At 73.5% G+C, this 25,852-nt stretch carries 22 protein-coding genes; 17 read left to right on the forward strand and 5 right to left on the reverse strand.

Annotated features, from left to right (window positions below; translation table 11 throughout):
• The first annotated feature begins 413 nt into the window (after positions 1–413).
• Positions 414–2,525 (forward strand): FG-GAP-like repeat-containing protein, encoded by a 2,112-nt coding sequence (locus NOCJ54_RS28495; RefSeq protein ID WP_051486020.1) that lies wholly within the window; start codon positions 414–416, stop codon positions 2,523–2,525.
• Between the two features lie 7 nt (positions 2,526–2,532).
• On the opposite strand, the gene NOCJ54_RS0117810 is transcribed toward NOCJ54_RS28495, so the two are convergent.
• On the reverse strand, positions 2,533–3,279 hold the full coding sequence (locus NOCJ54_RS0117810; RefSeq protein WP_028656571.1) for a TIGR03089 family protein: 747 nt from the start codon (positions 3,277–3,279) through the stop codon (positions 2,533–2,535).
• A gap of 37 nt (positions 3,280–3,316) precedes the next feature.
• Between NOCJ54_RS0117810 and NOCJ54_RS0117815 the strand changes: the two genes are divergently transcribed.
• Complete coding sequence (locus NOCJ54_RS0117815) at positions 3,317–4,396, forward strand: mannose-1-phosphate guanylyltransferase (RefSeq protein WP_036518537.1); 1,080 nt, start codon at positions 3,317–3,319, stop codon at positions 4,394–4,396.
• Between the two features lie 376 nt (positions 4,397–4,772).
• Here the strand turns inward: NOCJ54_RS0117815 and NOCJ54_RS0117820 are convergent, their stop codons facing one another.
• The 3 genes from NOCJ54_RS0117820 to cofD are packed head-to-tail and all read right to left on the reverse strand — an operon-like array spanning position 4,773 to position 7,576.
• Positions 4,773–5,534: a DUF3105 domain-containing protein gene (locus tag NOCJ54_RS0117820; protein WP_028656573.1), complete on the reverse strand. Its 762-nt coding sequence runs from the start codon at positions 5,532–5,534 to the stop codon at positions 4,773–4,775.
• Between the two features lie 45 nt (positions 5,535–5,579).
• Positions 5,580–6,533: a coenzyme F420-0:L-glutamate ligase gene (gene cofE / locus NOCJ54_RS0117825; RefSeq protein WP_028656574.1), complete on the reverse strand. Its 954-nt coding sequence runs from the start codon at positions 6,531–6,533 to the stop codon at positions 5,580–5,582.
• Positions 6,533–7,576, reverse strand: coding sequence for a 2-phospho-L-lactate transferase (cofD, locus tag NOCJ54_RS0117830; RefSeq protein WP_232221825.1), 1,044 nt, complete (start codon positions 7,574–7,576; stop codon positions 6,533–6,535). Before cofD ends, cofE begins: the two co-directional genes overlap by 1 nt.
• 151 nt (positions 7,577–7,727) lie before the next feature.
• On the opposite strand from cofD, the gene NOCJ54_RS0117835 reads away from it, so the two are divergent.
• The 3 genes from NOCJ54_RS0117835 (at position 7,728) to NOCJ54_RS26715 (ending at position 12,384) form a co-directional block, all read left to right on the forward strand.
• A complete protein-coding gene (locus NOCJ54_RS0117835; protein ID WP_028656576.1) occupies positions 7,728–7,982 on the forward strand; it encodes a WhiB family transcriptional regulator in 255 nt (84 codons plus the stop codon).
• A 63-nt stretch (positions 7,983–8,045) separates the two neighbouring features.
• On the forward strand, positions 8,046–10,937 hold the full coding sequence (locus tag NOCJ54_RS0117840) for a glycosyltransferase (protein ID WP_028656577.1): 2,892 nt from the start codon (positions 8,046–8,048) through the stop codon (positions 10,935–10,937).
• Positions 10,930–12,384 carry a DUF5719 family protein gene (locus NOCJ54_RS26715; RefSeq protein WP_036518523.1) on the forward strand — a complete coding sequence of 485 codons (1,455 nt, stop codon included), beginning with the start codon at positions 10,930–10,932 and terminating at the stop codon, positions 12,382–12,384. Before NOCJ54_RS0117840 ends, NOCJ54_RS26715 begins: the two co-directional genes overlap by 8 nt.
• A gap of 18 nt (positions 12,385–12,402) precedes the next feature.
• Here the strand turns inward: NOCJ54_RS26715 and NOCJ54_RS26720 are convergent, their stop codons facing one another.
• Positions 12,403–12,873: a metallopeptidase family protein gene (locus NOCJ54_RS26720; protein WP_232221826.1), complete on the reverse strand. Its 471-nt coding sequence runs from the start codon at positions 12,871–12,873 to the stop codon at positions 12,403–12,405.
• Positions 12,874–12,951: 78 nt separating this feature from the next.
• On the opposite strand from NOCJ54_RS26720, the gene NOCJ54_RS0117855 reads away from it, so the two are divergent.
• The 12 genes from NOCJ54_RS0117855 to hpf all read left to right on the forward strand — a co-directional run bounded on the left by NOCJ54_RS0117855 (position 12,952) and on the right by hpf (position 25,827).
• The gene (locus tag NOCJ54_RS0117855) at positions 12,952–13,302 is read left to right on the forward strand and encodes a DUF3499 domain-containing protein (protein ID WP_036518527.1); all 351 of its coding nucleotides are present in this window, start codon (positions 12,952–12,954) and stop codon (positions 13,300–13,302) included.
• A 35-nt stretch (positions 13,303–13,337) separates the two neighbouring features.
• On the forward strand, positions 13,338–14,714 hold the full coding sequence (locus tag NOCJ54_RS0117860; protein ID WP_051486022.1) for a phosphomannomutase/phosphoglucomutase: 1,377 nt from the start codon (positions 13,338–13,340) through the stop codon (positions 14,712–14,714).
• Entirely contained in the window at positions 14,711–14,896 is a 186-nt protein-coding gene (locus tag NOCJ54_RS0117865) for a Trm112 family protein (RefSeq protein WP_028656580.1), read from the forward strand. The genes NOCJ54_RS0117860 and NOCJ54_RS0117865 overlap by 4 nt, the downstream gene beginning before the upstream one ends.
• 14 nt (positions 14,897–14,910) lie before the next feature.
• Positions 14,911–15,936, forward strand: a complete 1,026-nt coding sequence (locus tag NOCJ54_RS0117870; RefSeq protein WP_028656581.1) for an SIS domain-containing protein — start codon at positions 14,911–14,913, stop codon at positions 15,934–15,936.
• Positions 15,937–16,031: 95 nt separating this feature from the next.
• Positions 16,032–17,129, forward strand: coding sequence for an acyltransferase family protein (locus NOCJ54_RS26725; RefSeq protein ID WP_051486023.1), 1,098 nt, complete (start codon positions 16,032–16,034; stop codon positions 17,127–17,129).
• 10 nt (positions 17,130–17,139) lie between these two features.
• Positions 17,140–18,099 (forward strand): DUF808 domain-containing protein, encoded by a 960-nt coding sequence (locus tag NOCJ54_RS0117880; protein WP_028656582.1) that lies wholly within the window; start codon positions 17,140–17,142, stop codon positions 18,097–18,099.
• Positions 18,100–18,250: 151 nt separating this feature from the next.
• Entirely contained in the window at positions 18,251–19,693 is a 1,443-nt protein-coding gene (gene ahcY, locus NOCJ54_RS0117885; RefSeq protein WP_028656583.1) for an adenosylhomocysteinase, read from the forward strand.
• A gap of 137 nt (positions 19,694–19,830) precedes the next feature.
• The gene (gene mtrA, locus NOCJ54_RS0117890; protein ID WP_028656584.1) at positions 19,831–20,538 is read left to right on the forward strand and encodes an MtrAB system response regulator MtrA; all 708 of its coding nucleotides are present in this window, start codon (positions 19,831–19,833) and stop codon (positions 20,536–20,538) included.
• Between the two features lie 9 nt (positions 20,539–20,547).
• Entirely contained in the window at positions 20,548–22,227 is a 1,680-nt protein-coding gene (mtrB, locus tag NOCJ54_RS26730) for an MtrAB system histidine kinase MtrB (protein WP_051486024.1), read from the forward strand.
• 660 nt (positions 22,228–22,887) lie between these two features.
• Positions 22,888–23,967, forward strand: a complete 1,080-nt coding sequence (locus tag NOCJ54_RS0117900) for an LpqB family beta-propeller domain-containing protein (protein ID WP_028656585.1) — start codon at positions 22,888–22,890, stop codon at positions 23,965–23,967.
• A gap of 78 nt (positions 23,968–24,045) precedes the next feature.
• Complete coding sequence (locus NOCJ54_RS26735) at positions 24,046–24,810, forward strand: ComF family protein (RefSeq protein WP_157514953.1); 765 nt, start codon at positions 24,046–24,048, stop codon at positions 24,808–24,810.
• Positions 24,811–25,194: 384 nt separating this feature from the next.
• A complete protein-coding gene (gene hpf / locus NOCJ54_RS0117915; protein ID WP_028656586.1) occupies positions 25,195–25,827 on the forward strand; it encodes a ribosome hibernation-promoting factor, HPF/YfiA family in 633 nt (210 codons plus the stop codon).
• Positions 25,828–25,852 lie beyond the last annotated feature (25 nt).

Raw genomic sequence — 25,852 nt, forward strand, 5'->3', positions numbered from 1 at the left:
TCCGCCTGGCGGCAAGACGGGGCCCATGGCGCGAGCGTGTCGCCTAGACGCCTTCCGCAGAGGCGCTCGCTGAGCGGACTCCCGGTGGTTGAGGTGCGAGGCGCCCCGGCGCCGAGCCTCGAAAACCTCCGGGCCCACGCACCGTGCTGTGCCCGTGGCGGCCGCGTGCGGCGGCGCGGGCCGAGGGCACCCGCGGGCGAGGCCTCGGCAGCAGCGAGGGCCTCACGTCGTACGGCCGGAACCCTCAGCCGGGCCGAAGTCCCGGCCGATGTGAGAAAGTCGGCACCCTTCGGCGTGTCGAGTGGAAATTACAACGATGTAGTTACTCACGGGACCTTTCCAGACTCCTGTGACTCATGTGAAAGTTGCTACTCGTGTGACTCCTTCCCCGCACACATGTCTGGAGCAGAACCATGTCGAGCAACACCCCGCAGGCGCCTGAGCAGGGCGGCCGGCTGCGGTTCGTGACCCTCAGCCAGCGCCTCCTGGCGCTCGCCCTCGTCGTCGCCGTGCTGACCCCGGCGGCCCGCACGCTGACGATGGACGTGCGACCGGCGGAGCCGGGGCAGGGGAGTGTCGTCCCCGCCGACGTCGCGCTGCGCGCGGCGGAGGTGGAGGTCCCGACCGAGCCGGTCGAGGCCGAGGTCGAGGAGTTCGCGCTGACCACCGCGCAGGGGAAGGCGGCCGGCAAGGCGGCGCGGACGGCGCGGTCCACGCCGAAGGGCGAGCAGGTCGTCGGCAGCGAGGTCGTGCCCGTCGAGGGCTACGGCACCGTCGGGGTCACCTGGGCCCCCGGCAGCGACGTGGCCGAGGACGACATCGAGGTGGAGGTCCGCACGAAGACCGGCGGCACGTGGTCGGACTGGACGGTCGCGGAGTACCACGACGAGCACGGCCCGGACCCGAGCACCGCGGAGGGCCGCAAGGCCCGTCCCGGCACCGACGTGCTGCTCGTCGGCGAGGTCGACGCCGTCCAGGTGAAGGTGACCACCGAGGGCGAGGCGCCGGCCGACATGAAGGTCGCCGTCATCGACCCGGGCAAGGCCAGCGCGACGAAGAAGGAGCGCCCGGCCATCGACACCGCGCGCCTCACCACCGAGGACGACGGCACCGCGACCACCGACGAGCCGGTCGAGGACCCGGCGCCGACCGGGGACGGCGACCTGTCGATGCAGGCCGGCTCCTACACCCCGAAGCCGCAGATCTACTCCCGCGCCCAGTGGGGCGCGGACGAGCGGATCCGGGACAAGGCCTCGCTGAGCTACTACGAGATCCACGCGGGCTTCGTCCACCACACGGTGAACGCGAACAACTACACCGCGGCCCAGGTGCCGGGGATCATCCGCGGCATCTACAACTACCACGTCAAGACGCGGGGCTGGAGCGACATCGGCTACAACTTCCTCGTCGACAAGTTCGGCCGGATCTGGGAGGGCCGCGCCGGCGGTGTCGACCGGCCCGTGGTCGGCGCCCACACGCAGGGCTACAACCAGTACGCCTTCGCCATGTCGGCGATCGGCAACTTCGAGGTCACCCGGCCGAACACGGCCATGATCATCGCCTACGGCGAGCTCTTCGCCTGGAAGCTCTCGCTGCACGGCATCGACGCCGGCAGCACCTCGCAGAAGGTCGGCAGCCGCACCTTCAAGGCGATCAACGGCCACCGCGACGCCGGGCAGACCGCCTGCCCGGGCCGCTATCTCTACGAGAAGCTCGGCGCCATCCGCAACCGGGCGAAGGGGTTCCAGAAGGCCTGGAAGGGCCGCGAGCTCGAGTCCAACTTCGCCGGCTCCGCGCTGCCCGACCTGGTCGCGCGCCGCAAGAAGGACGGCCGCGGCGTGATCCTCCCGATCACCAACGTGGAGGGCAAGTACCGCCTGGGCAAGGCCGTGGACACCGGACGGAGCTTCTCCGGCCTCTCGAAGGTGTGGTCCGTCGGCGACTGGGACCGCGACGGCAAGTCCGACGTCATCGGCCAGCGCAAGAGCGACGGCGCGCTCCTGCTCTACCGGGGCCGCGGCAGCGGCAAGCTGACGGCGCCTCAGGTGATCCGTCAGAACACCGGGAGCTGGACCATGATGGCCGCCGTCGGCGACGTCACCGGTGACGGCTACCCGGACATGATGGCGGTCCCCGGCAAGGGTGCGATGCGGATCCTGCCCGGCCGCGCGCTCAAGGGCTTCGGCAACAGCTACCCGGCGCACTCCGCGGTCCCGGGCAGCCTGCACATCGGCGTCGGCCGGTGGGACAAGGACGGCGCTCCGGACAGCATCGTGCGCGACGGCTCGAAGCTGCGGGTGTACGTCGGCAACGGACCCGGCGGCTGGACCCGCTCCTTCCAGCTGCCGCAGTCCGCGGCCGGCTACAACGCGATCGTCGCCAAGCCCAGCATCAACGGTGACTGGCACACCGACCTCGTCGCCCGCGACGGCGACGGCCGCTTCCACCTGCTGCGGGGGACGCCGGACCGGATCGCCGCCCCGATCGCCATGGGCCGCACGACGACATACGACCTCCTGGGGTGAGGAGTGACTAGCCCGTGCTGGTCGCCCGGGCAGGGAAGCGAGCGGTGGCGCGCTCGGCGGCGCAGGCCGCCTCGAGTGCCTGCTGCTCGGCCCGGGCGACCAGCACGAGCGAACCGCCCTGGGTGAGCGGTTCGCAGAAGGTGAGGGGCTCCGCGACGGGGTTCGCCACCGAGAGGAGGCGGCCGCCGCCGACCAGCGTGCCGGCGGCTGCCTCCCTCCACAGCTCGGCCTGGGTGGTGCCCGGGTCGAGCGCGGGGTCGTCGCCGGTCGGCGGGTCCCAGGGGATGAACGCGTCGGGCTGCGACCAGATCTCCACCCCCACGTCGTGCACGCCGTCCGGCAGCGGGTCCGTGAACCGCACGCCGAGGGGCAGCAGCGCGCAGGCGAGGACCTCGGTGCCGGGCTGCCCGGCCCACGCGGCGACCGTGTCCGGGCCGCACACCACGGCGGCGAGGTCCGGCGTACCTCCCGGCTCCGGGGCCGGCACCACCACCAGCCCGGCGCTCCACGCGGCGCCGAGGAAGACCGTGCCGAGCCAGTGCGGCGGCAGGTCGATGCCGAGCCGGTCGCCGCGCTCGAGGCCGAGCTCGTCGACGAGCAGCGAGCCGGCCTTCGCCACCCAGTTCGCCCACGTCGTCACGGACAGCTCGACGCGCTCGCCCGTGGCGTGGTCGTAGAAGGTCACCAGGGGCTGGCCGGGGTCGTTGCGCAGGCGTCGCTGGAGGACGTCGGCGAAGGTGGTCTCGGGAGTCACGTCACGAGCGTATTCGGCACCGACTAGGGTGCCGCGCATGCCTGCTGACGAGATCCCCGGCTTCTGGGCCGTCGTCCCCGCCGGGGGTGCCGGCACGCGGCTGTGGCCGCTGTCGCGCTCCGGGTCGCCGAAGTTCCTCCACGACCTCACCGGGTCGGGCCGTTCGCTGCTCGAGCAGACCCGTGACCGGCTCGCACCGATCGTGGGGGACCGGCTGGTCGTCGTCACCGGCACGGCCCACCGCGACGCCGTACGACGCCAGCTGCACGAGCTGCCCGAGGACGGTGTCATCGCCGAGCCGTCGGCGCGTGACTCGATGGCGGCCATCGGGCTGGCCGCGGCCTTCCTCGAGCAGCGCGGCGCCGAGGTGATGGGCTCGTTCGCGGCCGACCACGTCATCGCCGACGACGCTGTCTTCGCCTCGGCGGTGGCCGACGCCGTCGCCGCCGCCCGTGACGGGTGGCTGGTCACCATCGGCATCGAGCCGACCTTCGCCTCGTCCGCCTTCGGGTACATCCACCAGGGCGACACCCTCGACGGCCACCCCGGCGTGCGCACGGTCGTGGAGTTCGTGGAGAAGCCGTCGGTGCCGGTGGCCGAGGAGTACCTCGCGACCGGCAGCTACCGCTGGAATGCCGGCATGTTCGTCGTCCGCCCGAGCGTGCTCCTCGACCTGCTCGCCGAGCAGGACCCCGAGTTCGCCGCGAACCTGCGCGCGATCGCCGCCGAGCCCGACCGCCTCCCCGAGCTGTGGGAGAAGCTGCCGCGCATCGCCATCGACCACGCCATCGCCGAGCCCGCGGCCGCCGCGGGCAAGGTGGCCACCGTCCCCGGCGCCTTCGGCTGGGACGACGTCGGCGACTTCGACTCCCTCGCCGGCCTGCTGGGGGAGCAGGAGGACGTCACCGTCCTCGGCGACGACGCCCTCGCCCAGGTGATCGGCAGCAGCGGCATCGTCGTCCCCGGCTCCGGCCGCATGGTCGCCGTCGTCGGCCTCGACGACGTGGTCGTCGTCGACACCCCCGACGCCCTCCTCGTCACCACCCGCGCCCGCGCGCAGGAGGTCAAGAACATCGTCTCCGCGCTCAAGGACCAGGGGCGCACCGACCTGACGTGAGGCGGGCGGGAATCACCGCCTGGGCGGTGATTCCCGAGGTTGGTGGCTGCTGCAGCGGCCACCAAGTAGGAGAAGCGGCCACCAGGTAGGGCGGCGAGTCGGCCTCCCGGGCGTGAGGACTTCCTGACCGTTGCTGGTGCTTCCTGGCCGTTGCAATGGTCAGGAAGCGTGGGAATCGCCTCTGAGGAGGTGATTCCCACGGCGGCCGGTGGGGCGTCGACCCGCCAGAAATGACGTCTCAACCCGCCACAAGTGACGTCTCAACCCGCCACAAGTGACGTCTCAACCCCCGGCAGGACCACGGGGAGCCGGGTGCCCGCGAAAAAGCAGAGCGGGCGCGACCCGGGTCACCCAGGTCGCGCCCGCGCCGGGCAGCTCAGTAGACGAAGGGCTCCGGGGCGTCGGTGAACGGGTAGTCCGTCATGAACTTCTTCAGCGCCTCGCCGCTGGCCTCGGTGCAGTACTGCCACGCGCCCCACTGCTTGCTGGCGGCGGCGTCGTTGCGCCAGTGCGTGAAGGCGATGTGCTGGCCCTTCGGGAAGTCCTTGCCGGTCTCCTCGGCGTCCTCGGACGTCCACGGGGCGGCCTTGAACTTCAGGCGCTGGTTGGTGTCGTTGGCGTCGAGCGTGGCGGCCATGGCCTTGATCGCGGCGACCTGGCTGGAGTCGTCGGCGATGGTCTCGTCGTACCAGAGGATCGTGTAGCCGTGCTCGAGGTTGTGCACCAGCGACTCGAGCTCGGGACGGCTGTCCTTGGTGTAGTACCGCTCGTTGATCGGGGCCGGGGCCAGGCCCGCCTCGTTCCAGTGCGCACCGAAGGCCGGCGGGGCATGGTCGTAGGTGACCTGCTGGCTCTTGTCGACGTGGTCGCCGCTGCCGGTGGCCTCCTCCTCGGTGACCTCGCCGCAGACGTCGGCGCCCGCGCCGATGTCCGCGAGGTCCTTGCCGGAGTAGCGGGCCTTCTCGATAGCGGTCTTGATCGGGCTGTACGCCGCGGCACCGATGATCAGGAGTGCGACGAGCACGCACACGCCGACGATGGCCCTGCCCTGACGCTTGTCGGCGCTCTTCTGCTTGCGCCGGATCTCGTCGATGACTTGGCGACGGTCCGACTTCTCGGACTTGCTGGACTTGGCCACGGTGCGGGGTACCTCGTCTGGATGGGTGCGCGGAACGCGGGAAGTCTACGGACTGACCGGCTGGAGCCGCAGGTCGGTGCCGAACTCGGTCACGACCCAGCCGTGCGCGAAGGCCACGATGTCGACGGCGACGCGGCGGTCGGTGGGGCAGCGGACCTCGCCCGCGGGGCTGCCCTGGGCGGTGATCCCGGCCCGGGCGAGGGCGTCGACGAGCTCCTCGGCGCTCACCGGGGCGCCGAAGGGGGACCGGTCCTCGTCGCAGCCGGCGACGGCGCGCAGCACGGCCTCGCGGGCGCCGTACCCGAACAGGTCGGCGCCCTCCGCGCGGATGAGGGAGGCGGCACCGGGGCCGTCCTCGCCGGCGGGCAGGACGAGGTCGGCGCGCCCGCGGACCAGCGCGAACGGCCGGGCGCCGAGCTTGCCCTGCGCGAGCTCGACGGCGCCGGCGACCTCGTCGGCGACGGCCGGGGCGGTCACGGCGAGCTCGTTGCCGTGGCCGTCGACGCGTCCGGCGAAGGACTCCAGCACCGTGATGCCGGCGGCGCCGATCGCGATGTCGGTCTGGCCCTCGCGCCACGGTCGGCCCGCGGTGTCGGTGACGACCACGCCGACGTTGGCGCCCACCCGCTCCGCGACGGTACGACGGAGCGCCCGGGCCGAGGCGTCGGGGTCCTCGGGCAGCAGCACGATGGAGCCGGCGGCCACGTTGGAGCTGTCGATCCCGGCGGCGGCCATGGTCAGCCCGAGCCGGTTGCGCACGATGCGCGTGGCGCCGCGCTGCGCGACCACCCGGGTCGTCTCGCGGCCGATCCATTCCTCGCGGTCACCGGTGACGACGCGTCCCTCGGCCTTGCTGACGATCTTGCTGGTGACGACCAGCACGTCGCCGTCGGCGACCTGCTCGGGGGCGAGGGCGGTGAGCAGCACGGCGGCGAGGTCGTCACCGGCCACGACTTCCGGCACTCCGTCGGGGGCGAGGATGCTGAGCGAGCCGGGCATCAGGACCGCACCAGGGCGACGGCGGCCGCGGCCATGGCGGCGGTCGCGTCGTGGTCGGTCATCATCAGCGGGACCGCGGCGGTGGCGATGCCGGCCGCCTCGAGGCGCTCGACCTGGGCGGCGTCGCGCTCGTCGACGAGCCAGCCGTCCAGGACCCCGCCGGCGCTGCGGGCGCCGTAGTTGAGCCCGACGCCGGCGGCGCTGACCTCGACGCCGATCGCGGTCAGCACCTGCTCGGCCATCCCGCGCACGTGGGAGGTGCCGACGATGGGGGAGAGGCCGACCACGCGCGCCGCGGTCGCCCGGACCGCGTCACGCAGGCCGGGCACGCCCAGGATGGTGCCGACCGAGACGACCGGGTTCGACGGCGGCAGCACCACGAGGTCGGCCCCGGCGATCGCCTCGAGCACGCCGGGCGCGGGGGTGGCCTGGTCGAGGCCGACGAAGACGATCGTCTCGGCGGGCACCTCCGCGCGCAGGCGCACCCAGTACTCCTGGAAGTGGACGACCCGCTTGCCGCTGGGCGCCTCCGGGTCGGCGATCGCGACGTGGGTCTCGGCGCGGTCGTCCGTCATCGGCAGCAGGGTCAGCTGCTCGCCGTACCTCGGAGCGAGCCAGCGCTCGCACAGCGCGGCGGTCACCGCGGAGAGCGGGTAGCCGGCCTCGAGCAGCTGGGTGCGGACCAGGTGGGTGGCGATGTCGCGGTCGCCGAGTCCGAACCAGGTGGGCTCGACGCCGTAGGCGGCCAGCTCCTCCTTGGCGCTCCAGGTCTCCGCGCGCCGGCCCCAGCCGCGCTCGAGGTCGATGCCGTCGCCGAGCGTGTACATCACGGTGTCGAGGTCCGGGCAGACCTTGAGGCCGTGGATCCACCAGTCGTCGCAGGTGTTGGCGACGACGGTCACCCGGGCGTCGGGCGCGACCCCGGGGAGCGTGCCGGCGGTGATGCCGTGCAGCAGGCCCTGGAGGAACTTCGCCCCACCCATGCCGCCCGACAGGACGGTGATGCGCCGGACCGGATCCGGTGTCGTCTTGCTCGAGTCCACGGGGCACAACTGTGCCTCACGGCCGGGACGATCGTCCTCCGGGGCGGTGTATAGCAGATTCCGCCTTGACTACTGGGGTATGACACATATGTAATTCCAACGATGTCACTTGGTCCTCAACTGGCATCGGGTCGAGTCAAAGGGGCGTCACATGAGGGAACTCTTCCTGGTCGAGGCAGAGACAGAGGAGCTGGGGTGGCAGGAGCGCGCACTGTGCGCGCAGACCGACCCCGAGGCGTTCTTCCCCGAGAAAGGCGGATCGACGCGCGAGGCGAAGAAGGTGTGCCAGACCTGCGAGGTGCGCCTGGAGTGCCTCGAGGCCGCACTGGGCAACGACGAGCGCTTCGGCATCTGGGGCGGTCTCTCGGAGCGTGAGCGCCGCAAGCTGAAGAAGCGGGCAGTCTGACTCGGGTCAGGCCCTGGCGCGACGGTTCGCCCCCTTCGGACCGTCCCACTAGGGTCTGACCTCGTGTCGCACGAAGCCAGGGTCGCCGTCCTCCTGGTGAGCCACGACGGCGCCTCGTGGCTCCCGGCCGTCCTCGACGGCATCCGCGCGCAGACGGCACCCCTCGACTCCGTCGTCGCAATCGACACCGGCAGCAGGGACGACAGCCCCGAGCTCGTCCGGCAGGCACTGGACGGGCACGTCCCGCTCGCGGTGCGCCGGATGCCGGCCACCACCGGCTTCCCCGACGCCGTCGCCGACGGCCTCGCCGCGCTGGCCGCCGCCGGCCGCGACCCCGAGTGGGTCTGGATCCTCCACGACGACGCGAAGCCGGCACCCACCGCCCTCGCCGAGCTGCTCGCCGTCGCCGCGCAGCGGCCCGAGGCCGACATCCTCGGCCCCAAGCTGCGCGAGTGGCCCTCGCTGCGCCGCCTGCTCGAGCTGGGCGTCACGATCAGCGGCACCGGCCGGCGCGAGACCGGGCTCGAGCGCGGCGAGTACGACCAGGGCCAGCACGACGAGGTCCGTGAGGTCTTCGCCGTCAACACCGCCGGCATGCTCGTGCGACGCGCCGTGCTCGAGGAGCTCGGCGGCTTCGAGCCTGCGCTGCCGATCTTCGGCAACGACCTCGACCTCGGCTGGCGCGCCGCCGCGGCCGGCCGCACCACGCTCGTCGTCCCGCGCGCCGTCGTCTTCCACGCCGAGGCCGCCCACCGCGGCGTACGACGCACGGAGCTGACCGGGCGCCACACCCACTTCCAGGAGCGGCGCGCCGCCCTGTTCACGCTGCTCGCCAACGCCCGCACCCCCGCCCTGCCGTTCAAGGTCGTCCGGCTCGCGCTCGGCACGGTGCTGCGGGTGCTCGGGCTGCTGTGCGTGCGCGCCGTCGGTGAGGCCCTCGACGAGGTCGCCGCGCTGGTCTCGGTGCTGCGCCACCCCGGGCGCATCCTCGCGGCGCGCCGGGACCGGCGGCAGGCGGTCGCCGCGCTGCGGGGCCCGGAGGGACCGGACCGGGCCCGCGTCCGCCGGCTGCTGGCGCCGTGGTGGCTGCCCTACCGGCACGGCCTCGACCTCGTCGGTGACCTCGTCGCCGCCGCGACCAACCAGGCCGCCGACGTCGCCGAGCGCCGCCGGGCCGCGGCTGCCGAGCGCGACGCCGCGGTGGCCCCGCCGCCCGCGCGGCACCGGGACGAGGAGGACGACTACGCCGACACCGGCTGGGTCGTCCGGTTCTTCACCAACCCGACCGCCGTCGCCACGGCGGTGGTCGTCATCGCCCTGCTGGTCGGGGTGCGCGACGCCTTCGGCGGCGTCAGCGGTGGGGCGCTGTCGCCGACGCCGGACGGCGTCGGCGCCTGGTGGCGCCTGCACACCGAGGGCCACCACCCCATCGGCTTCGGCTCCGACCTGCCGGCGCCCGCCTACGTCCTCCCGCTCGCCGTGCTCGGCCTGCCGGTCGGCCCGTCCGCGCTCATCGGCCTGCTGATGGCGCTCGCCGCCCCGGTCGCGCTGTGGGGCGCGTGGCGGTTCCTGCGCGTCGTGGGCCGCTTCGCCACGCCGTACGGCGCCCCGCGGTGGCTGCTGCTGTGGGGCTCGGTCGTGTGGGCCCTCGTCCCGCTCGCCTCCGGCGCCTGGGGTGGCGGCCGGTGGGGGGTCGTCGTCGCCGCTGCGGTGCTGCCGTGGCTGGCGCACGCCGCCCTCGGCTTCGCCGACCCCGACGCCGGCCACCGCTGGCGCGCCGCGTGGCGCACCGGACTCGCGCTGGCCCTGCTGACCGCCGTCGCGCCGTCGTCGTGGCTGGTCGTCGCCGTGCTGATCGGCGTCGTGCTCGGCTGTGCCTTCCGGCTCGCGCCGGGGGAGGTCCGCGACCGGTCCGTGTGGGGCCCGCCCGTCGCCGCGCTCGGCGTCCCCCTGCTCGTGCTGCTGCCGTGGTGGCTCCCGGCCCTGCTGGAGGGCGCCGCCGGCACGCTGGTCCTCGACGTCGGCCGCTGGCCGACCGAGGCGACCTCCGGGTGGGACCTGCTCGTCGGCCGCCTCGGCGACCTCGGCGCCCCGGCCGTGATCGGCCTCGTCCTGCCCGTCCTCGCGCTCGCCTCGCTGCTGCCCGCCGCGACCCGCGTCGCGGTCGTCGCCTGCTGGGTGCTCGCCGCCGTCACCGCGATCGTCGGGATCCCGCTCGCGGTCACCTCCGTCGGCCTCGCCGGCGGCGACGGCCAGCAGCCCGGCCTCGGGGTCGTGCTGCTCCTGCTGCAGGGCGCCTGGCTCACCGCAGCCTTCCTCGGCGGCCTCGCGCTGCACCACCTCGGCGAGAAGCCGCGCCCGGCCCAGGCGGGCCTCGCGGTCGCCGGGCTCGCCGGCCTCGTCGCGCCCCTGCTCGGCCTGGTCTGGTTCGCCGGCTGGGGCGGCGAGGACCTCACCGACCACCCGCCGGCCGACGTGCCGGTCTACATGGCCCAGCGCGCCGAGCAGGCCGACCACGACGGCATCCTCGTGCTGCGCGGCAGCATCGAGGACGGCCTGCGCTACGAGGTCCACCGCGGCGACGGGCGCACCCTCGGTGAGGACGAGATCACGGCGCTGACGCCCGAGGACCGCGACGCCACCGCGGCGATCCGCAGCCTCGTCACCGCGCCCGATCCCGAGGCCGTCCAGGAGCTGTCCCGCCGGGGCATCCTGTACGTCGTCCAGGCGGCCCCCGCCGACGGCGCGGTCGCCGCCAGCCTCGACGCCACCTCCGGGCTGGTCCAGGCCAGCACCAGCCGCGGGACCCGCGCCTGGCAGGTCGACCCCGCACCCGGGCCGCTGCCCGAGCACCACGCGTGGGGGCGCACCGTCCTGCTGCTCGTGCAGGGCGCCGCGATCGCGGTCCTGCTCGTGCTGGCCCTCCCGCCGATGCGAAGGAGCCGAGATGACTGAGCCCGGACCCGCCGCCGACCGCAGCACCGGCCAGCGCGCCGGTCGCCGCGCCGCCGTGTCCCGCAGCCGCCGCATCGACCTGCTCGTCGGCCTCGCGATCCTCGCGCCCGCCGTCGTCGTGCTCAGCGTCGGCACCATCGGCGGCGAGGACAACCAGCTCGCCGGCCCCCGGCCGCCCGACACCTCCGCGCTGACGTCGGCGACGACCGTCTGCCCGAGCGGCCTGCGCGGCGCCGGCCCGGTGCGGGTCACCCGCACCCCGGACGTCCCCGGCGGCGAGCTCGCCGTCGCCACCGCACCCGCCGGCCGCGGGGAGGCCGCCGCCACCGAGGCGGGGGAGCCGGTCACCGTCGACCAGGGCAGCAGCGTCGTGGTGCCGTCCAGCACCGGCCCGACCGTCCTCGACGGCCGCGGTGCCGCAGCCCCCGGGATCGCCGCCGGCCGGGACGGCCGGCTCGCCGTGCCCGAGTGCCGCGGCCCGTCGTACGACGAGTGGCTGGTCGGCGTCGGCGCGTCGGCCCGGCACGCCACCACGATCGAGCTGGTCAACCCCGACGACGGCGACGCGGTCGTCGACCTCGCCCTCCACGACAGCACCGGCCCGGTGGAGGAGCCCGCGCTGCGCGGCATCGAGGTCCCGCCGCACGGTGTGCGCCGGATCGACCTCGCCACCGCCGCCCCGCGCGCCGAGGCCACCGCCGCCCACCTGACCGTGGTCCGCGGCCGGGTCACCGCGTCGGCGCAGACCACCTGGGACCCGCTCGGTCGCGGCCGCGTCACCACCGACTTCCTGCCCGCCGACGCCGAGCCGTCGGCCCGCAGCCTGATCCTCGGTGTCCCGGCCCGGCCCGTGCAGCCCACGCTCCACCTGGCCAACCCCGGCTCCGACGAGGTGCGGGTCAGCGTCCGCTTCGTCACCGAGCAGGCGACGTTCAGCCCGACCGGGGCGCCGGACGTCACGGTCGCGCCCGGCGCGATGACCTCGGTCGACCTGCGGCGCCTGTTCCGCGGTGCGGCGGCCGAGGGGGTCCTCGGCATCGAGCTCGAGGCGACCGGACCGGTGGCGTCGTCGTTCATGGCGTTCACCCGCGACGACCTCGTGCTGCTGGCCCCGGCGCCGGTCCTCGAGGAGCCGGCCGCGGCCGTCGTGCCGTCGGGGAGCAAGGGTGTCGTCCTCGGCGGCGCCGTGCGGACCGCCGTGGTGCACGTCGTCTCCTACGACGCCCGCGGGCGCGAGGTCCGTGCCGACCGGGTCGAGATCGGCGCCGACCGCGGCGCGGTCCTGTCCCTGCCCGACCGGGCCACCTCGATCACCGTGGTCGCCCGCAGCACCCCGGTGCGCGCCGTCGTCACCGCCACCGCACGCGGCCGCGAGGCAGGCCTCGCGACCCTGCGGGTGCGTCCGGCCGACCTGCGCGCCTCCATCCCGGCCGTCTCGCCCGAGTAGGTAGCCCGAGCAGGTGGCTCAGTCGTCGTCGCGGGGGTAGCGCGGGTCGACGTCCGCCGGCTCGATGCCGAGCAGTTCGGCGACCTGCTCCACCACGACGGTGAGGATCAGCGCCTCCAGGTCGGCGCGGTCGCTGGCGCGGTGCTCCACCGGGCGCCGGAAGACCACGAGCCGGGTCGGCTGCTGCCCCGACCCGCGCACCAGCGACGACAGCGGCACCCGGTCGGAGTCCCAGTCGTCGGGCAGCTGCGGGGTGTCCTCGACGGCGTACTCCACCAGCCCGAGGTGCTTCGACCACCGGGCGTCGACCTCGGTCACCACGTCGAGCAGGATCCGGTCGAAGAGCTCGCGGCGGCGCAACGGGCGGGGCGGCCGGTGGCCGGGCTCGGGCCAGGTCAGGGGGAGCACGGCAGGGCCGCGCATCCCGCGCCCCCGGCGGTCGCGCCGGGGCCGGGCGACCCGGGGCCACGCAGCGTCGTCTGGCTCCACGACCAGCGAGCCTATCCAGCCGGACGAGCCGGGGACGGTACCGTCTGCCGCGTGAGCGCGATTCCGGCACCGCAGGGCATGCGTACCTGCTCGCGCACCGCGTGCGCCCGGCGCGCGGTGGCGACCCTGACCTACGTGTACGCCGACTCCACGGCCGTCCTCGGCCCGCTCGCGACCTTCGCCGAGCCCCACGCCTACGACCTGTGCGAGCAGCACAGCGAGCGACTCTCGGCCCCGCGCGGCTGGGAGGTCGTGCGGCTCTCGCTCGGCACGCAGCAGGCCGGGCCCAGCAGCGACGACCTGCTCGCACTCGCCGACGCGGTCCGCGAGGCGGCCCGCCCGGTCCCGCCGCCGGCCGTCGAGCAGCCCCGGGAGACCGGTCGCGAGGTCGCCCGCAAGGGCCACCTGAGGATGCTCACCACCGACTGACCGGGGCGCTGCGCGGGTGCACTAATGTCCGGTGCATGGCCACGACCTCACCCGACAACCTGAGCAAGTGCTTCAAGGCCTACGACGTGCGGGGCATCGTCGGCGAGCAGCTCGACGAGGACCTGGCGCGCGCGACCGGCGCGGCGTACGTCGAGGTCCTCGGCGTCGACGCGATGGTCATCGGCTACGACATGCGGCCCAGCTCGCCCGGCCTGGCCGGCGCGTTCGCCGAGGGCGCGACGGGTGCGGGCGCCGACGTCACGATGATCGGCCTCGCCTCGACCGACCAGCTCTACTTCGCCTCGGGCCACCTCGGCCTGCCGGGCGCGATGTTCACCGCCAGCCACAACCCGGCGCAGTACAACGGCATCAAGATGTGCCGCGCGCACGCGCAGCCCGTCGGCATGGAGAGCGGCCTCGCCGAGATCCGTGACCGCGTCGCCGCCGGCGCCCCGGCCACCGCGGAGCGCACCGGCTCCACCAGCGAGCAGGACGTGCTCGAGGCGTACGCCGACCACCTGCTCTCGCTCGCGCCCGTGCAGGGTCGCCGGATCAAGGTCGTCGTCGACGCCGGCAACGGCATGGCCGGGCACACCGCGCCCGCCGTCTTCGGCAAGGTCGGCGACGCCGTCGAGATGGTGCCGATGTACTTCGAGCTCGACGGCACCTTCCCCAACCACGAGGCGAACCCGATCGAGCCGGAGAACCTGGCCGACCTGCAGAAGCGGGTGCTCGCCGAGGGCGCCGACATCGGCCTGGCCTTCGACGGCGACGCCGACCGCTGCTTCCTCGTCGACGAGCGCGGCGAGCTGGTCTCGCCCTCTACGCTGACCGCGCTGATCGCGGCCCGTGAGCTCGCCAAGGAGCCCGGCGCGACGGTGATCCACAACCTGATCACCTCCCGGGCGGTGCCCGAGATCGTCTCCGAGCTCGGCGGCAAGCCGGTGCGCACCCGCGTCGGCCACTCCTTCATCAAGGCGACGATGGCGGAGACAGACGCGATCTTCGGCGGCGAGCACAGCGGGCACTTCTACTTCCGCGACTTCTGGCGCGCCGACTCCGGCATGCTGGCCGCGCTGCACGCGATGGCGGCCCTCGCCGAGGCCGACGTCCCGCTCTCGGAGCTGCTCTCGACCTACGAGCGCTACCCGCTCAGCGGCGAGATCAACAGCACGGTCGAGGACCAGGCTGCGGTGCTCGCGGCGCTGGAGGAGACGTGGGGCTCCCAGGAGGGCGTCACCGTCGACAAGCTGGACGGGCTGACCGTCAGCCACGCGGACTGGTCGTTCAACGTCCGTGCCTCGAACACCGAGCCGCTGCTGCGGCTCAACGCCGAAGGGAAGGACGAGTCCACCATGGCCCGAGTCCGCGACGAGGTCCTCGCCACCATCCGGGGCGGGGCGAGCGCATGAGCACCCCCGAGATCTCCCCGGAGCTGCTCGCGATCATCGTCTGCCCGGCGTGCCGGGCCGACCTGGCCGTGACCCCCGCCGGCGACGCCACCGAGCTGCTCTGCAGCGGGTGCGGCCTGGCCTACCCCGTGCGCGACGGCATCCCGGTGCTGCTCGTCGACGAGGCCCGCAAGCCCGCCTGACCGGGAGGCCCGCCATGGTCTGGTTCGACGAGTCCCGGCTGGACGACGAGAGCGCCCTGGCCACCGCCGACCTGCGGCTGCGCACGCTGGCCGAGTCCGGCTCGCGGGTACGACGCGAGGTCGGTGGCTCCTCGGAGGCCATCGCCGAGGCGGTCGCCCGCGCCAGCGAGACCCGGCCGCGCGCGGTGATCGCCGCCGGGCCCGACTCCCGGTTGCTGCGGGCGGTGCTCGAGCCGTTCTGCCCGGTCCCGTTCGTCGCCTGGCCGTCCCCGGCGCTGCCGGGCTGGGCCGGCAGCCTCGACCTGGTCGTCGTGCTCGCGCCCGAGGGCGGCGACGCCGGCACCGCGCTGGCCGTCGCCGAGGCCGCCCGCCGCGGCTGCCAGCTCGTGGTCGCCACCCCGCCGGACTCGATCGTCGCGGAGCACGCCACCGGTCGCTGGACCACGCTGCTGCCGACCGGCACCGGCGACCAGCTGGCCACCGCGGTGGCGATGCTGTCCTTCCTCGACCAGGTCCAGCTCGGCCCCACCGCCGACCCGGAGGCGGTCGCCGAGGCCCTCGACGACGTCGCCATCGCGTGCTCGCCGAACCGTGACATCTCGATCAACCCGGCCAAGATGCTCGCCATCGCGCTGGCCGACGCCAGCCCGCTGGTCTGGGGCGGGTCCGTGCTCGCCGCCCGGGCGGCCCGCCGCGTCTCGGAGTCGATCCGTCGTACCTCCGGGCGCACGGCGCTCGCCGGTGACGCCGAGCACCTGCTGCCCGTCATCGAGGCCGCCCGGCCGCGCAACGTCTTCGCCGACCCGTTCGCCGACGGTGCGGGGGAGCGGCGCCCGGTCCTCGTGATCCTCGACGACGGCGTGGACGACCCGGTCGTGCGCGACCAGCGGATCCGCCTCGAGGAGGCCTGCGCCGCCCACGACGTGCGCATCGAGCACGTCTCCTCCGACGCGGTCGGCGAGGTCGCCCGCTACGCGTCGCTGCTGCTGCACGGCACCTACGCCGCGGAGTACCTCCGCCTGGGCCTCGTCGCCGACTGACCGCCGAGACTGACCGCTGATCCACCACGACCGGCGCGGTCCCGCGGTTGTCTGACACTTCGACTCGACCGCGGGCGAGCGGGTACCAAGGAGTGATGCCTGCCGTTCGCGATCCCTGGCTCGACAACGCGAAGATGGGTCTCATCGTCCTCGTCGTGGTCGGGCACACGTGGGCCCTGCTGCCGACCGACGACACGGTTGCCTGGCACCTCTACGACTTCGTCTACCTGTGGCACATGCCGGCGTTCATCTTCCTGTCCGGCTACCTCTCCCGCGGCTTCGCCTACCACCCGGCGCGGATGTGGAAGCTGGTCACCGACCTGCTCGTGCCCTACGTCCTCTTCGAGGGTGCGCTCGGGCTGTTCCGCCTCCACGTCGGCGGCGAGGACCTCCAGGACCTGTGGCTCGACCCGCACTTCCCGATGTGGTACCTCCTCGCCCTCGCCGCCTGGCGGCTCGCCACCCCGTTGCTGCGGCCGCTGCCCGGCGCCGTCCTCGTCGCGGTCGGCATCAGCCTGGCCGGCGGATTCGTGCAGGGCGCGTGGACGGAGTACCTCGACCTGCCGCGGATCCTCGGCTTCCTGCCGTTCTTCGTCCTCGGCCTCAAGGCGACGCCGGAGTCCCTGGAGTGGCTGCGCGGCCGGTTCCCGGCCCTGCTCGGTGTCGTGGCGTTCGGGATCGTCGCCGTGCTGGCGGTGGACCTCGACCGCTGGGCGTCCACCGAGTACCTCTACTACCGACCCTTCGACGTCGTCGGCGACGACGGCGGTGAGGCCGTGCTGGCCCGCCTCGGCGTGCTCGCCCTCGGCCTCGTCGGTACCTTCGCCTGGCTCACCCTCGTCCCCCGCGTCAGCGGCTGGTTCACCCGGATGGGCGCCGCGACGATGATCGTCTACCTCTTCCACGGCTTCGCGGTGAAGGGCCTCGAGTACGCCGGCTTCCGGGACGCGGTCGCCGGCAGCCCCGCCCTCGGCCTGGCTGCCGCCACCGGCCTCGGCGTCGCCGTCGCCCTGCTGCTGGCCCTCCCACGGGTGCGCGGCGTGCTGGGCCACGTGGCCGACCCGTTCGGCCTCGCCCACCGCCGGGTCGGCGAGGCGGTCGACCTCGCGGTGGTCGTGCAGGAGCACGAAGCGGCACAGGACGCCGGTCCCGAGCCGGTGGAGCGGCACGAGGAGACCGGCGCCTCCCGGTAGCCTTCGGGGCATGAGCGCCGGCCTGTTTGGACTCCTCGACGACGTCGCTGCGATCGCGAAGCTGGCCGCAGCCTCGGTGGACGACGTCGGCGCGGCCGCCGGTCGGGCGACCGCCAAGGCCGCAGGCGTGGTCATCGACGACACCGCGGTGACCCCGCAGTACGTCCACGGCCTCGCCGCGGAGCGCGAGCTGCCCATCGTGAAGAAGATCGCGCTGGGCTCGATCCGCAACAAGCTGCTGATCATCCTGCCCGCCGCGCTGCTGCTCAGCGAGTTCCTGCCCGGCCTGCTGCCGGTCATCCTGATCCTCGGCGGGACCTTCCTCGCCTACGAGGGCGCCCACAAGATCTGGCACATGGTCTCCCACCACGACGACCACGAGACCCCGGTCGCCGAGGTCGGCCCCGAGGCGGAGAAGGACCTCGTCGCGGGCGCGGTGCGCACCGACCTGATCCTGTCGGCCGAGATCATGGTCATCGCCCTCGACTCGGTCAGCGACGAGAGCTTCTGGACCAAGCTCGCCACCCTGCTCGTCGTCGCCTTCGTCATCACCATCGGCGTGTACGGCGTGGTGGCGCTCATCGTGAAGATGGACGACATCGGCCTCCGCCTCGCCCAGCGCAGCTCCGCCCTCGCCAAGCGCGTCGGGCTCGGCCTGGTCTCGTTCATGCCCAGGCTGCTCTCGATCATCTCCGTCGTCGGCACCGTCGCCATGCTCTGGGTCGGTGGCCACATCCTCATGGTCAACGTCGCCGACAACCACGGTTCCGGCCTCGACCTCTGGAACGCGCCCTACGACTGGGTCCACGGCATCGAGCACGACATCCACCACGCCATCGAGGGCTTCCTCGGCGACGCCCTCGCCTGGCTGGCCAACACCGGCATCTCCGCCGTCATCGGCCTGGTCGTCGGCGCCGTCGTGGTCCTCGTCGTCCAGCTGCTCCCGTTCGGCAAGAAGGACCACGCCTGAGCACCACCTCAGGCACCGGCGGTCGGGCCTGCCCGATGATTGCCCCTCGGTCGGAGCCCGCTTGTAGGGTGGGTCACGTCATGCGCGGGAGATCCCGACGAAGCGCAGATGCGCCGCAGGACGTCACTCTCGAACCTCGAGGATCTGTTTCATGGACTACAAGGTTGCTGACCTGAGCCTGGCCGAGTTCGGCCGCAAGGAGATCGAGCTCGCCGAGCACGAGATGCCCGGCCTCATGGCGATGCGGGAGCGCTACGGCGCCGACCAGCCGCTCAAGGGCGCGCGCATCGCCGGCTCGCTGCACATGACCATCCAGACCGCCGTCCTGATCGAGACGCTCACCGCCCTCGGCGCTGACGTCCGCTGGGCGACCTGCAACATCTTCTCGACCCAGGACCACGCCGCCGCCGCGGTCGTCGTCGGCAAGGACGGGACCGTCGACGCGCCGGCCGGCACCCCGGTCTTCGCCTGGAAGGGCGAGACCCTCGCCGAGTACTGGGACGAGGCCGAGAAGGTCTTCGACTTCACCGACGCCGACGGCAACCCGGTGGGGCCGAACATGCTGCTCGACGACGGCGGCGACATCACCCTCCTCGTGCACAAGGGCGTCGAGTTCGAGAAGGCCGGCGCCGTGCCGAGCCAGGACTCGACCGACAACGAGGAGTACAAGGAGGTCCTCCGGGTCCTCGCGCGCTCCGTCGAGCGTGACCCCAACCGCTGGACCAGCATCGCGGCCGGCATCAAGGGCGTCACCGAGGAGACCACGACCGGCGTCCACCGCCTGTACGAGCGGTTCAAGGAGGGCTCCCTGCTCTTCCCGGCGATCAACGTCAACGACTCGGTCACCAAGTCGAAGTTCGACAACAAGTACGGCTGCCGCCACTCGCTCATCGACGGCATCAACCGCGCCACCGACGTGATGATCGCGGGCAAGACCGCCGTCGTCTGCGGCTACGGCGACGTGGGCAAGGGCTCCGCCGAGTCGCTGCGCGGCCAGGGCGCCAAGGTCATCGTCACCGAGATCGACCCGATCTGCGCGCTGCAGGCCGCGATGGACGGCTACGAGGTCAAGCGCCTCGAGACCGTCGTCGAGCACGCCGACATCTTCATCACCACGACGGGCAACTACGACATCATCAAGGTCGAGCACTTCGAGAAGATGAAGAACCAGGCCATCGTCGGCAACATCGGCCACTTCGACAACGAGATCGACATGGCCGGCCTCGCGAAGATCCCGGGCATCGTCAAGGACGAGATCAAGCCCCAGGTCCACCAGTGGATCTTCCCCGACGGCAAGAAGATCATCGTGCTGTCCGAGGGCCGCCTGCTGAACCTCGGCAACGCGACCGGCCACCCGTCGTTCGTCATGTCGAACTCGTTCACCAACCAGGTCCTGGCGCAGATCGAGCTCTTCACCAAGACCAGCGAGTACGAGACCGGCGTCTTCGTCCTGCCCAAGCACCTCGACGAGGAGGTCGCCCGGCTGCACCTCGACGCCCTCGGCGTCGAACTCACCGAGCTGACCAAGGAGCAGGCCGCCTACATCGGCGTCGACGTGGCGGGCCCCTACAAGCCCGACCACTACCGGTACTGATTGCGCGAGCGTGTCGCCGCTGATCGCCGCCGCCGCGGACGGCGTCGGCGGCGACACGCTGCCGCGCCGCAGTTGGCTCCCGTAGGTCCTGCCTCCGCCTGGCGGCAAGCGTGCGTGCCAGCCCTAGGATGGTGGACATGACTACCGCCGCCGGCGCGTCGTTCGCCACCAAGGGTCGCGTCCTCGTCGTGGACGACGACGCCGCGCTGGCGGAGATGCTGGCGATCGTCCTGGGCCAGGAGGGCTTCGAGTCGCGGATCTGCCCGCGCGGCGACACCGCGCTGGCCGAGTTCCGCGACTACCGCCCCGACCTGGTGCTCCTCGACCTCATGCTGCCCGGCAAGGACGGCATCGACGTGTGCAAGGAGATCCGGGCCGAGTCGGTGGTCCCGATCGTGATGCTGACCGCCAAGGGCGACACCGTCGACGTCGTCGTCGGCCTCGAGTCCGGCGCCGACGACTACGTCGTGAAGCCCTTCAAGCCCAAGGAGCTGGTCGCCAGGATCCGGGCCCGCGTGCGCCGTACCGAGCCGGTCGCGCCGGAGACGCTGTCGGTGCGCGACGTGCAGATCGACGTGGCCGGGCACTCGGTCACCCGCGACGGCGTCGAGATCCCGCTGACGCCGCTGGAGTTCGACCTCCTGCTCTGCCTGGCCCGCCGGCCCGGGCAGGTGCTGACCCGCCAGGTCCTCCTCGAGGAGGTCTGGGGCTACCACCACGCAGCCGACACCCGGCTGGTCAACGTCCACGTGCAGCGGCTGCGCTCCAAGGTGGAGCACGACCCCGAGCACCCCGAGATCGTGCTGACCGTCCGCGGGGTCGGCTACAAGGCCGGCTCCGCCTAGGAGCGCACTGTGCTGCGCGACCTCTGGAACCGACTCTCCCCGGCGGTACGACGGGCGCTCACCTTCTGGCGACGCTCGATCCAGGCGCGGGTCGTCGCCAGCACGCTGGTGCTGTCGGCGGTCGTGGTCAGCGCGGTCGGCTGGATCCTGGTCGAGCAGGTCCGGCAGGGACTCCTCGAGCACCGCGTCGACGTCGTCCTCGGCGAGGTCGACGCCGAGATGGCCGAGGCCCGGGCCCGGCTCGAGGCTGCGTCCGGCCGCGAGGTCAACGTCGGCCGCCAGCAGCGCGACCTCGTCGACCCGATCATCGACCGCGGCGCCGGCCGCGGCTACAGCGTCGTCCTCGCCGGCCCCGAGGGAGAGGGCGGATCGCTGCGCGACGGTGGCAGCGAGTACACCAGCGGCCTCGACCTGGTCAGCGTGCCCGACTCGCTCGAGGAGCACTTCGACGCCGCCGGCCGCAGCACGGCGTGGACCTACACCGAGATCGTCACCCGCGCCGACGGGCGGGGCGAGGCCACCTCGGAGCCGGGCATCATCGTCGGGTCGCAGCTGCAGCTGCCGGCCGACGGCAAGACCTACACCCTCTACTACCTCTTCCCGCTGACCGAGGAGCAGGAGACCCTGCGGCTGGTGACCCGCGCCCTGCTCACCGCCGCGGGCCTGCTGCTGGTACTGGTGGCCGGCATCACCTGGCTGGTGACCCGGCAGGTCGTGACCCCGGTCCGGATGGCCCGCAAGGTCGCCGAGCGGCTCGCCGCCGGACGGCTGCAGGAGCGGCTGCAGGTGCGCGGCGAGGACGACATCGCGCGGCTGGCCTACACCTTCAACCAGATGGCGACCAGCCTCCAGCGGCAGATCCGCCAGCTGGAGGAGCTCAGCTGGGTGCAGCGGCGCTTCGTCTCCGACGTCTCGCACGAGCTGCGGACCCCGCTCACGACCGTGCGGATGGCCTCCGACCTGCTGCACGACGCCCGCGAGGACTTCGACCCCACGGCAGCCCGCGCCGCGGAGCTGCTGCAGAAGGAGCTCGACCGCTTCGAGAACCTGCTCGTCGACCTGCTCGAGATCAGCCGGTTCGATGCCGGCGCCGCGGTGCTCGCCCCTGAGGACGTCAACCTCGACGACATCGTCAACCGGGTGGTGACCGCCGCCCAGCCGCTGGCCGACCAGCGCGGCGTCCGGGTCGTCGTCGAGCACCCCGACGACCCGGTGCGCGCCGAGGTCGACAGCCGCCGCGTCGAGCGGATCCTGCGCAACCTCGTCACCAACGCCATCGACCACGCGCTCGCCGACGACCCGACCGAGGCGGTCGTGGTCCGGCTCGCGTCCGACGAGGAGGCGGTCGCGATCACCGTGCGCGACCACGGCGTCGGCCTCGCCCCCGGGGAGGCGGCGATGGTGTTCAACCGGTTCTGGCGCTCCGACCCGGCCCGCACCCGCACCAGTGGCGGCACCGGCCTGGGCCTGGCCATCGCCCAGGAGGACGCCCACCTGCACGGCGGCTGGCTGCAGGCGTGGGGCCGCACCGGGCAGGGCGCCCAGTTCCGGCTCACCCTCCCGCGCCGGGCCGGCGGCACCTTGCGGCACAGCCCGCTGCCGCTCATCCCCGAGGACGCCGCCTCCGTCGACGCCGCGATCGTGGCCGGGCCCGGCGACGTCGTACCCGCCCGGGAGGTGGAGCGATGAGCCAGGCGCGCCGTGCCACCACCGCGGTTGCCGGGCTGCTCGCGGGCCTGCTGCTCGCCGGCTGCGTCTCCCTGCCGACCGAGGGACCGGTCGTCGACGCCGACGTTGCCGGCGCGGACAGCCCCCACCGGGCCAGCGACATCGACGCCCGGCCCCCGACCGAGGGCGCCTCGCCCGCCGAGGTCGTCAGCGAGTTCCTCGACGCGATGACCGCGTGGCCCCAGCAGATCAACGTCGCCAAGCGCTTCCTCACCGAGGAGGCGGCCGCCAGCTGGAACCCCGAGCTCGCCACCGTCGTGTACGCCGACGCCCCGCTCTCCGTGCGCGAGACCGGCAACGCGGTGCGGGTGGACCTGCCCGCCGCCGACGGCCTCGACCGCGCCGGTGCCTGGCGCGGGCAGCTCCCGGCCGCCGACCGGGCGATGACCCTGCACCTGTCCATCGAGCGGGGCGAGTACCGCATCGCCGACCCGATGGACGCCCTCGTCGTGCCCGCCAGCTGGTTCCAGCAGCGCTACCGCCAGGTGTCGCTCTACTTCTTCGACCCGATCGCGCAGATCCTGGTGCCGGAGCCGGTGTTCGTGCCGCAGGGAGAGCAGCTCGCGACCAACCTCGTCGCCGGCCTGCTCGACGGCCCCCCCGCCGCGTGCCCGTGGGGTCGTGCGCTCCTTCCTGCCGAGCGGCCTCTCCGTGGGGCTGTCCGTCCCGGTCGACGACAAGGGCGTCGCCAACGTCGACCTCGTGGGCGACGCGCCCCGGCTGACGGCCGAGGAGGCCGAGCTGATGTTCGCCCAGCTCGCGTGGACCTTGCGCCAGGCGCCGGGGATCGCCGCGCTGCGCGTCACGATCGGCGGGGAGGACGTCCCGGTGCCGGGCGGCGCCTCGCAGTACCCCGTCGACGGCGGCGGCGCCTTCGACCCGGCGGGCACCCGCGGCACCACCCTCGCCGGCCTGAGCAAGGGCCGGCTCGTGCTCGGCCGTCCCGGCGACCTCTCCTTCTCGACCGGCCCGTTCGGCGTGGCCGGCGCGAGCCTCGACGCCGTGGCGCTCCGGCCCGACGCCGAGGTGGTTGCAGCGGTCGACACCGGTGGCGACCGGGTACGCACCGTCGAGGTCGGCGCCGACCCCGACGACCCGGTCCGGACGGTGGTCACCGGCGGTGACTTCGCTCGCCCCACCTGGGACGTGGCGGGCCGGCTGTGGGTCCTCGACCGGCGCGGCGGCAACGCGCGGGTCCTGCTCCTCGAGGCCGGCCGGGTCCGCGAGGTGCGGGTGCCCGGCCTCACCGGCCGCGCCGCCAAGGCGATCGTCGTCTCCCGGGACGGCACCCGGGTGGTCGGCGTCGTCACCACCGCCGCCGGCGACCAGGTCGTCGGAGCCCGCGTGCTGATCAACGGTCGCGGCCGGGTGGCGCGGGCCGGGTCGCCGTTCGTCGTCCGACCGGCCGAGGACGCCGCGATCGCCGACCTCGCCTGGAGCGGGCCGAACAGGATCGCACTGCTCTCCTCGAGCTCGCCGACGTCCTTCCACGAGGTCGACGTCGTCGCCGCCGACGGCGCCACCGTCGGCGTGGACGGGCTCTCCACGATCCTGTCCGGGAGGGTCGTGGGCCTCGCCGGCGCGCCGGTCTCCAGCTCACTGGTCTACGCGGTCTACGGCGACCGCTACGTCGACCTCGTCGCGCAGGAGGAGTACGACGCCGGCAGCCTCACCCTGACCCAGCTCGACTTCGCCGGCTGACGCCGGGGGCCGACGCCGCCATCCACAGGCCCGCGCCGCCGCGTTGTGCCGCCCGCCCGGCCTTGGTGGGGTGGGGGAGTGCCGCTCCTCCCGGACCTCGCCGACGCCTTCCGCGACCTCGTCCTCGGCGTCGCCTGCGTGGGCTGCGGACACCCGGGCCGGGCGCTGTGCCGCTCCTGCCACGCCGGCCTCCCGGCCCTGGCCGCCCCGCACTGGCCGACACCCACGCCGCCCGGCCTCGTGCCGCCGTACGCGGTCGGCGACTACGACGGGGCGCTGCGGGCGATGGTGCTCGCCCACAAGGAGCGCCGCGTCCTCGCGCTGGCGCGCCCGCTCGGGGAGCTGCTGGCGCGGTCGGTCACGCAGGCGCTCGCCGACCTCGCCGTGAGCGGCCCGGTGGTGCTCGTGCCGGTGCCGTCGCGGCCGCGGGTGGTGCGCCAGCGCGGGCACGACCCCACGGCCGCCACCGTCCGTGCGGCCGTGGCCCGGCTGCGCGCCGAGCACGACGTGGTCAGCGCCCGGCTGCTGCGCGTGCGGCCCGGCCTGCAGGACCAGGCCGGCCTCGACGCCGCCGCCCGGGCAGCCAACCTCGCCGGGTCGATGGCGGTCCCCGCGACCTCGCTGCGCCGGCTCGCCCGGGGCTGCCCGCGGGCCCACGTCGTGGTGTGCGACGACGTCCTGACGACGGGCGCCACGCTGCGCGAGGCGCAGCGCGCCCTGGAGTCCAGCGGCCTGTCGGTGGCCGCCGGGGCGACGGTCGCAGCGACCCGGAGGAGGGCGCCGGCAGCGGGCCGCACCCCCACTTTCGGGCCATCCCTTCCGCCGTCACCACCGACCGACTAACGTCTCAACATGGAGTCCGCTCGGGTCCGTGGTTGCGCCGCCCAGGCAGGGCGCGAGCCCCGCCGGGGCTGGCAAGCCGATGCCAGTCGCAGGCGAAACGGCCCACGTAAGTCGACCCCCGGGTCGACGATCACGGTGCGGCTTAGTCGTAAGTCCTGCCTCGGACCGGACGTCAGATGCGTCCGGCTCCGGGAGAAGGCCGGTAGTGGCAACAAGCTGCGGAAGCCTCAGCAGGCGGGTGTGGGGACGAAGACCAGGTCGGCCGACCGGACTCCGAGGCAGGGCCCGGGACACTTCTGCTCCCGTGGCCCTGCCGACCCCTCTCACGCGTCCCGTCCAGCAACGGCGGGAGACCCCATCACCGAATCCCCTTGGAGGTAACTGATGGACGTTGTGGTCACCGGAAGGCACTGCGAGATCTCGGACCGGTTCCGGGCGCACGCCGCGGAGAAGCTCTCGAAGCTGGAGAAGCACGACCATCGGATCATCCGGGTGCACGTGGAGGTGGATTGTGAGCCGAACCCCCGCCAGCACCCCCAGGCCGTCCGCGTGGAGCTGACCGCCTTCTCCAAGGGCCCGGTGATCCGGGCCGAGGCCGCAGCCGACGACAAGATGGGTGCCCTCGACCTGGCCCTCGACAAGATGGCCTCGCAGATGCGCAAGGCCGCCGACCGCCGCCGCGTCCACCGCGGTCGCCGCACCCCGGTCTCGGTCGGCAAGGCGCTCTCCGACGTCCCGCTCGACATCGACGACACCACCGAGGACGAGGAGGACGTCGCCAAGGAGCGGAAGGTCGGACCGATCACGGTCACCGGCGACGGGCCGCTGGTGGTCCGCGAGAAGACCCACCCCGCCAGCCCGATGACCCTCGACCAGGCCCTCTACGAGATGGAGCTCGTCGGCCACGACTTCTACCTGTTCGTCGACAAGGAGAGCGAGCGTCCCTCGGTCGTCTACCGCCGCAAGGGCTACGACTACGGCGTGATCTCCCTCGACGTGGACCACCAGGGAGGGTGAGCCGAACGTGCGACGACGGCCGATC

This window comes from Nocardioides sp. J54, assembly GCF_000519005.1.
Lineage (GTDB): Bacteria > Actinomycetota > Actinomycetes > Propionibacteriales > Nocardioidaceae > Nocardioides.